This window comes from Schlesneria sp., assembly GCF_036405755.1.
In the GTDB taxonomy this organism is placed as follows: domain Bacteria; phylum Planctomycetota; class Planctomycetia; order Planctomycetales; family Planctomycetaceae; genus Schlesneria; species Schlesneria sphaerica.
In genome coordinates this window covers 1-6799 of sequence record NZ_DASWWZ010000428.1, presented here as the reverse complement: position 1 = coordinate 6799, position 6799 = coordinate 1, and the positions used below count along the sequence as shown (strand labels likewise).

General features: G+C 55.3%; 5 protein-coding genes and 1 pseudogene. All 6 read right to left on the bottom strand.

The genetic code is table 11. The features are described 5' to 3' along the window. Positions 1-239 (bottom strand): annotated as a pseudogene (locus VGE80_RS14625) (16S rRNA (cytosine(1402)-N(4))-methyltransferase RsmH); the annotation flags it as partial. Positions 240-382: 143 nt separating this feature from the next. Beyond that, positions 383-1663, bottom strand: coding sequence for a phosphoribosylamine--glycine ligase (gene purD / locus VGE80_RS14620; RefSeq protein WP_440593181.1), 1281 nt, complete (start codon positions 1661-1663; stop codon positions 383-385). 414 nt (positions 1664-2077) lie between these two features. Then, positions 2078-2920 (bottom strand): leucine-rich repeat protein, encoded by an 843-nt coding sequence (locus tag VGE80_RS14615; RefSeq protein ID WP_440593180.1) that lies wholly within the window; start codon positions 2918-2920, stop codon positions 2078-2080. Positions 2921-3033: 113 nt separating this feature from the next. Continuing rightward, complete coding sequence (locus VGE80_RS14610; protein WP_440593179.1) at positions 3034-4530, bottom strand: ArnT family glycosyltransferase; 1497 nt, start codon at positions 4528-4530, stop codon at positions 3034-3036. A gap of 21 nt (positions 4531-4551) precedes the next feature. Next, on the bottom strand, positions 4552-5367 hold the full coding sequence (locus VGE80_RS14605; protein WP_440593178.1) for a class I SAM-dependent methyltransferase: 816 nt from the start codon (positions 5365-5367) through the stop codon (positions 4552-4554). 49 nt (positions 5368-5416) lie between these two features. Beyond that, positions 5417-6436 (bottom strand): sugar phosphate isomerase/epimerase family protein, encoded by a 1020-nt coding sequence (locus tag VGE80_RS14600; RefSeq protein WP_373651355.1) that lies wholly within the window; start codon positions 6434-6436, stop codon positions 5417-5419. Positions 6437-6799: the final 363 nt, after the last annotated feature.

Here is a 6799-nt window from a genome sequence, read left to right as displayed (position 1 = left end):
TATCCCAAGGTACAATCGACTGCAAAATCACCTGGCCGAGGAGCGAGGAGTTCCAGGATCTCTTTGACCATGATCGGCCGATGAGTTCCGGCAGGAGTACGTCCGCTGGCGGCCACGTGAGCCACTTCCTCCGGATACCGCTCAGGCTGAAGTTCCTTGTAACGCTCGTGAAACTTGCGCGGATTCTTTCCTGAATAGCGAGTTCGTCGGGGCGGTCGTTCGGATCCATCGTCGGTCATGATCATTTCCCGGCGCGACCACCACCGAGATAGAGGAACCTCGCGTCGTCACCCTGTTGTCGGATCCAAACTGACTCGGGTCTGGCAACAGTAAGCCACACGGGGCTCACTGTTGCCATCCGAGAATCATTGATACGCATCGATCAGTAGCGGTTGGCTTTGTCAGAGATGTCCTTGCGGCACCATGCGCCGTCCCACCGAATGCACTTCACGGCCTGATATGCTCGCAGCTTGGCTTCGGCGATCGATTCGCCGATCGCCGTCACGCCCAGCACTCGCCCACCGTCGTTGACGATCTGTCCACCTACCTGCTTGGTCCCGGCATGAAAGACTTTCGTCTCTGGAACCTGGGCCGCCTCTTCGAGGCCCCGTATGGGATGACCTTTCTCGAAGTCCCCGGGGTATCCTCCCGATGCCATGACGACACAGACAGAGGGGCGCGGATCCCACTCCAGCGGTTCGATCTGGTCGAGCTTTCCTTCGGCAGCGGCGTACATGACCTTAGCCAGGTCCGACTTCAAGCGGAACAGCACCGCCTGCGTCTCAGGATCGCCCAGCCGAACATTGAATTCGAGGACCTTGGGACCCTGGTTCGTCAGCATGAGGCCCGCATACAGGCAGCCTCGGAAGGGGCGCCCTTCCTTGTTCATCTCATGAACCATCGGGATCAGGATTTTTTCGACGACGGTGTCGACGATATCCATCGTGATGACGGGAGTCGGACTATATGCCCCCATTCCACCCGTGTTCGGTCCCACGTCCCCGTCGTGTGCCGCTTTATGATCCTGTGCAGCCTCCAGAGGAACGATCGTGTTACCGTCGACGAACGCCAGCAGACTGGCTTCTTCTCCTTCGAGTCGATCTTCGACGACGATCCGCTGACTCGCATCGCCAAACTCACGCTGGATCAGCATTCGTTTGATGGCCGCACGAGCTTCATCATTATTTGAGCAGACGGTGACTCCTTTGCCCGCGGCAAGGCCGTCGGCCTTAATCACGAACTTGTCACCCTCTTCACGTTCTTCGATGTAGCTGATCGCTTCGGCCGCATTCGTGAAGACACGGAAATCCGCCGTAGGCACGTTTGCCTTCCGCATGATCTCTTTCGCGAACTTCTTCGATCCTTCAAGCTCAGCCGCTTTGCGAGAGGGACCAAAGATTCGCAGTCCGGCCTTCTGAAAATCGTCGACAATTCCGGCGACGAGCGGACCTTCGGGCCCCACGACCGTCAAATCGATTTTCTCTTTTTGAGCAAATTTGATGAGACCGGGAATGTCAGTGGCAGGAATGTTTACGTTAGTGCAGTCCAGTCCGATTCCAGCATTCCCCGGGGCGCAGAACAACTGCGTTACCGAAGGCGACTGCTTCAGCTTCCAGACCAGGGCGTGCTCACGCCCACCACCACCGACAACAAGAACTTTCATAGCTCGACGACATCCTGCGAGATTCAAACGCTGGAGACCCTTACAGCATCGACGCAGCCCCGTCACAACTCGGAAACGGCCTCAAGCCTTCCGTGTGACCAGGCTACTCGACAAATTTTTCCAGCCGAGCCCGTCATCATAGAGACTTCGGGAAGGGCTGCCCACCACGCGAGTCACCCTCGGGTACCGACTTTTTCACGAAAAGCATGACCTTTGACACTCAGGTCGACTGTTCCAGATGCGTTATCGCTGCGAATGAATGTGTCAGAAGCCTGATGCGACAGTGTCAGAAAGCTGATGCCTCGTTCCGATGTCCGAGCACGAGAGCATCACTTTTCCTCCGGTTTACAAGAATCTTACCGGCCAGCCGTCACCCGTCATTTGCTTGTCTTTCGGACACCGGCCCCGTCAGCGCTACTCTAAATGGACTCGCACGCCCTGTTTAGCAAGTTCCGCAGCTTGTGATTTCCCTGCGTCACTCAAAGGATTACCCGCCAGATAGAGCTTCCAATAGGGGGCAAATCGACGTTCACCGGCAAGGTCTTTCTTTGCCATTTCGACCAGGGTAGGAATCTCGGTCAGCTGATTCCGCTCGAGGAAGGTGAACCGCAATTCGGTCATGTCTCCCAATGCTGAGATATCCTTGATCTGGTTGTCTTTCAAATCCAGTCGCTCCAGCCATCGCAGCCCCTTCAGCGGAGTCACGTCGGTGATGCGGTTCTTGTCCAGATAAAGTGCATGAAGCTTTGGCAATTCGGCCAGCGGCTGGAGAGACGTAATCTGATTCCGGCTGAGGTACAGCGCCCCCAGAGCTTTCAGATTCTGAACACCTTCCAGACTTTGGATCTGATTGTCGTCCAGTTGGATGTACTGCAACTTGGTCAGTTTACCGAGCGGAGCGAAGTCGGTGATCTGGTTCTTTGCCAGATCGATCGACTGAACATTCACGCACTCTTCGACCGGCTTGATATCTTTAATCTTGTTTCCGGTCAGCTTGATCAGTGCCAGATTCCGGCATTTTTCCAGGCCGACCAGGCTTTCGATTCCGCGGTTGGGGGCTTCAAGAAAGAAAATCGTCGACACATCTTCGTCTGTAATCTTCTTCGACTTGTCTGTCTTGTCGATCTGCTTCTTCTTCAAAATTTCGCGAATGACGGTGTCGAGGTTTGCATCAGGGAACTCGATATCGACCGCGTGCGCCAGCGAATTGACAAACAGAGAAGCAATCACCACCAGCGAACACATCCGAAACTGCATCGTTTGATCTCCATCAGGGCCGGCTCAATTGAGCATTCATTGCGTCGAATGCTGTATGACACGATCGCCACTTTACCGAACGCAGCGAAGCATTCACAACCATTGACGTGAACTCAGGGAACTTCCGGTTGGCCCACGGGGTTCCGATTCGGCTTCTGGTACAATCGAATGTTCAAAGTCCCTTCGGTTACCCCCCTGATCTGCATCGGAACGCTCGCCACGACTTCCGGAAGCCCAAATCCCTCCGTCAAAATTGGCGACAACGGCAAATTCGTGACAACATAGGCCCGGTCGACGTTCGTCAGCCGGCGCGGAGGTCGGGTAAAGTGACTCGGCCGGGTCGCTCCATCGACCTGCTGTGCGGGAAGTCCGTGGAATCGCAACCACGACGTCATCTGGTAGGAATCGGCGAATACCGGAATCTTTTCGCCACGTTCCTGAATAATCCGAGCCACCTCTGCGGTCGCATCATCAACGGCGAACTGCCGATGAATGCGATCAAGTTTGACCGGCACAATGGAAAGCGGCGACACCAGATGAATAAAGATCACGACGACAGCAATCGCCGGTGGCAAAAAAGCAGACGCGGTTGACCAGTGCCAGAATTTCGACGCGCGGACTGAATCGTACCAGACGGCAGCCAGCGGCCAGAACGAGATAAAGCAGACCAGCGCCCAGTTTCCTTCCAGACGAGTCTGGGTCGACTTGTAGACGAAGAACGCCAGTGGCAGTGCGTAGAGGCAACTGCAGGCGCGAAGCCGTGGATTCTGGCACAAACTCAGAAATCGTTTAATCACCCACGGGAAGAGATAGAACGGCAACGTCCCGAACAGCAGGATCTGTACGCCGATAAACTCGACCATGGAACGAAGTGCGTTCGGAGTCGTCTGAGCAGCATGCTTCCACTGAAAAAGAAGCGGTTCAAACCCCTGCTGAATGTTGTAGATGAGAATCGGAGAGGCAACGACTGCGGAAACGATACCGTGGTAGACATATCCCGAAATCCAGTCTGTCAATCGCCGTCGGGACAACAGCAGACTGACAAATGTCGCGGGGACGATCAGTCCCATGGTGTATTTGCTGAGCACCCCGCAGCCCAGAATGATTCCCCCCAGGGTCCACCAACCCCAGGTGATCTTCACCGGTTTCGGTCCAGAACCTTCTGCTCCCGCCTCAGGAGCCAACCGCTGTTGCAGTTCTACCAGCCACAATAGATACAGAGCCCAGAACATGATCAGCGGCGAATCGGGAGTCATCATGACCGCGCCGATGGTGAAGAGTGGACTGAACAGAACGCCCAGCATCAACAGGCGACATCTGGTGAGTCGGCCAATCACATAGACGACAACTGCCGATGCGACGCAGGCAGGAACACGGAATCCAAATACGGAGTCTCCGAAGACCGCCGTCGACAGATAAATCAGGACTGCGGTCATCGGGGGGTGATCGTAGTAGCTCCACTGGAGCTCTTTAGACCAGGTCCAGTAGTAGACCTCATCGTCAGCAGCAGGAAGAACTGCGGCCAGAACCAGATAGATCCCCAGTACGATGGCGATGGATCTCAGACTGACTCTGGTGTCCCCAAAATCCTCGACTTGAGCGTCATCCATGACGTTTTACTTCCGAAATCGCTATTTGGCGGGTTTTTGAAAGACGATCAAATGTTGCCGCGGTAGCGTCCCAATGGTTTCTTTCCATTTCAGCCCGAATTCGGGCTGACCGATCTCTTTTTTGACCTGAGCTTCGGTCATTTTATGAACAAGCTTGATCGGCACTTCCGGATCTTCTCGACGATACTCTACGAGTGCAATACGTCCCCCCGGCTTGAGCGCCGAGGAAAGCTCGAGCAGCATCTCGAACGGGAATTCCAACTCGTGATAAACGTCAACCATCAGCGCCAGATCGATGCTGTTCGGTTCCAGCTTGGGAGACTTGTCTGTCCCGAGAACCAGTTCAATATTTTCAATCTTCCTGTCCTGCAGTTTGTCTCCGAGCAGGTCCAGCATCTCCTGCTGAATATCAACGGCGAAGACCTTTCCCGTGGGACCGACTTCTTCGGCCATCTTCATCGTGATCACGCCTGATCCAGCACCGATATCGGCCACAACCTGACCGGGTTGCAGTTTGAGCTGCCTGACCAGCTCACTGAGCCGTTCCTCTTCTTCACGTTCAGGCCTCTCCAACCACGGAGCGCCGTGGAAGGACATCACCTGGGCAATCTCGCGCCCCATGTAGAACTTGCCGGTCCCATTCGGATCGTGGATCCTGCGAGTCTGGTACCGCCCCTTTGCCTTGCTGCTGGTCTCGGCAGAATCCTGCTTCGCAGGTGATTCCTGAGCCGATGCCTGTGACAGGAATGCCCCGCGGGACAGAACGATCAACAGAACGATGCTGAGAACGGCACAGAAAAAACAGCAAAGATGAATCGACGACCGTCGCGATTTCATGGGAAGCTCCACGTGAGATTGCCAGGTAACCCCGGATCCAATACGCGGCTCAGAATCCCCGTGCGGCGACGATGTCTTCAAAGCCACGTAAATCATAGCCGATCTTCTGGTAGTCTAACATCCGGCACAGCGATCGGACGGCCACTCCCATACCATCGGGACCACTGAATCCACCGAACTGCCCGCCGCCTTTCAGATGCGGTTCGAGTTCGAGGAAGACACCTGGTGCTCCCAGCTTCTTCATCCGTTCGGTCATCTTTGGAAGATGCTCACGCAGATCGCGGATAATCAGATCGTGACCCGAATCGCCCACGTCACAGGGAACGAAGTTCTTCAGTCGTTCTTCGTCAACGACTCCCGTCCACTTCAGGTTGGGATCGACGCGGTAGTCTTTAATATGGACCCAGCCCAGGTGGTCTCGCATCGCACGGTACTCGGCCAGGCAGTCCAGCGGCGTCAGATTCTGTGACGAGATGTTGCCACCGTCGAAAATACATACGAGGTTCGGGTGACCCACAGCTTCGGCCAGTGCTGCGAGCGTTCGACCGTTCTGTCCAACGAGATTCGCTTCGACCTCCAGACCGTAGACCAGTCCCGCTTTTGCGCAAAGCTCGACAATCGGACGAAGTCGATCCGCGGCCTGTTGCACGTAGGCATCAGGACTCTCCCCTTTCGGGTGGTAAAACGAAAAGCCCCGAATCAGTTTGGCGTCCAGTGCCTGCGCTGCGCGAATCGTCGCCGCTACGTCGGTTTCATGATACTGCTTGTCAGGGACAAACCTATTATGCGAACCGTCATCCACATCCAGAAGTTTGACCTTACCCAGACGCGAACCGATGGTGGCCACATGCATCCCATATTCACGATGAAGCGCCCGCAGACGTTCCAGTTCGCTGGCATCAAGTTCGGTCACGTGCTTCACCGTGCCGGAACCATTCACATCGACGAATCGAGGGCTGTAATAGCTGAGGCCGAGGGCCGCGAGAACGGACAATTGCTCGATGGCCGTCTTCGAATTCGCCGCTTCATCGGCAAAGGCACTGAGGACGATCCTTGGTTCCGCAGTCATGAGATGCTCCACTAGAAAACGCAGCGTACTAAGCTGCGCGCAATACCAGGCAAAGTTGTCAAATCATTCGGAAATCTGGCTGTCAAACGGAATCGCGAGACAGGGGGACCAGACACCCCAACCAGCGAACCCGCCGTGGACTGAGGAGGCTTGTAGCGGTTTAACCCTGTGCGACAATCCAATCCAGACCCGTTTCACGGGAGTGCATAAGAAGTGCGGTGATCCGCGTTACTTCTTTTCGAGAGTCTGGATCAATTCCTGAATCGCCTTGCTGTCTTCCGCAGCTTTGACCATCGTGTTTTTCGCTGCGATTTTGCCAGACTTGTCGATCACGAACGTCCAGCGCGCGGGGGTGACAGTGCG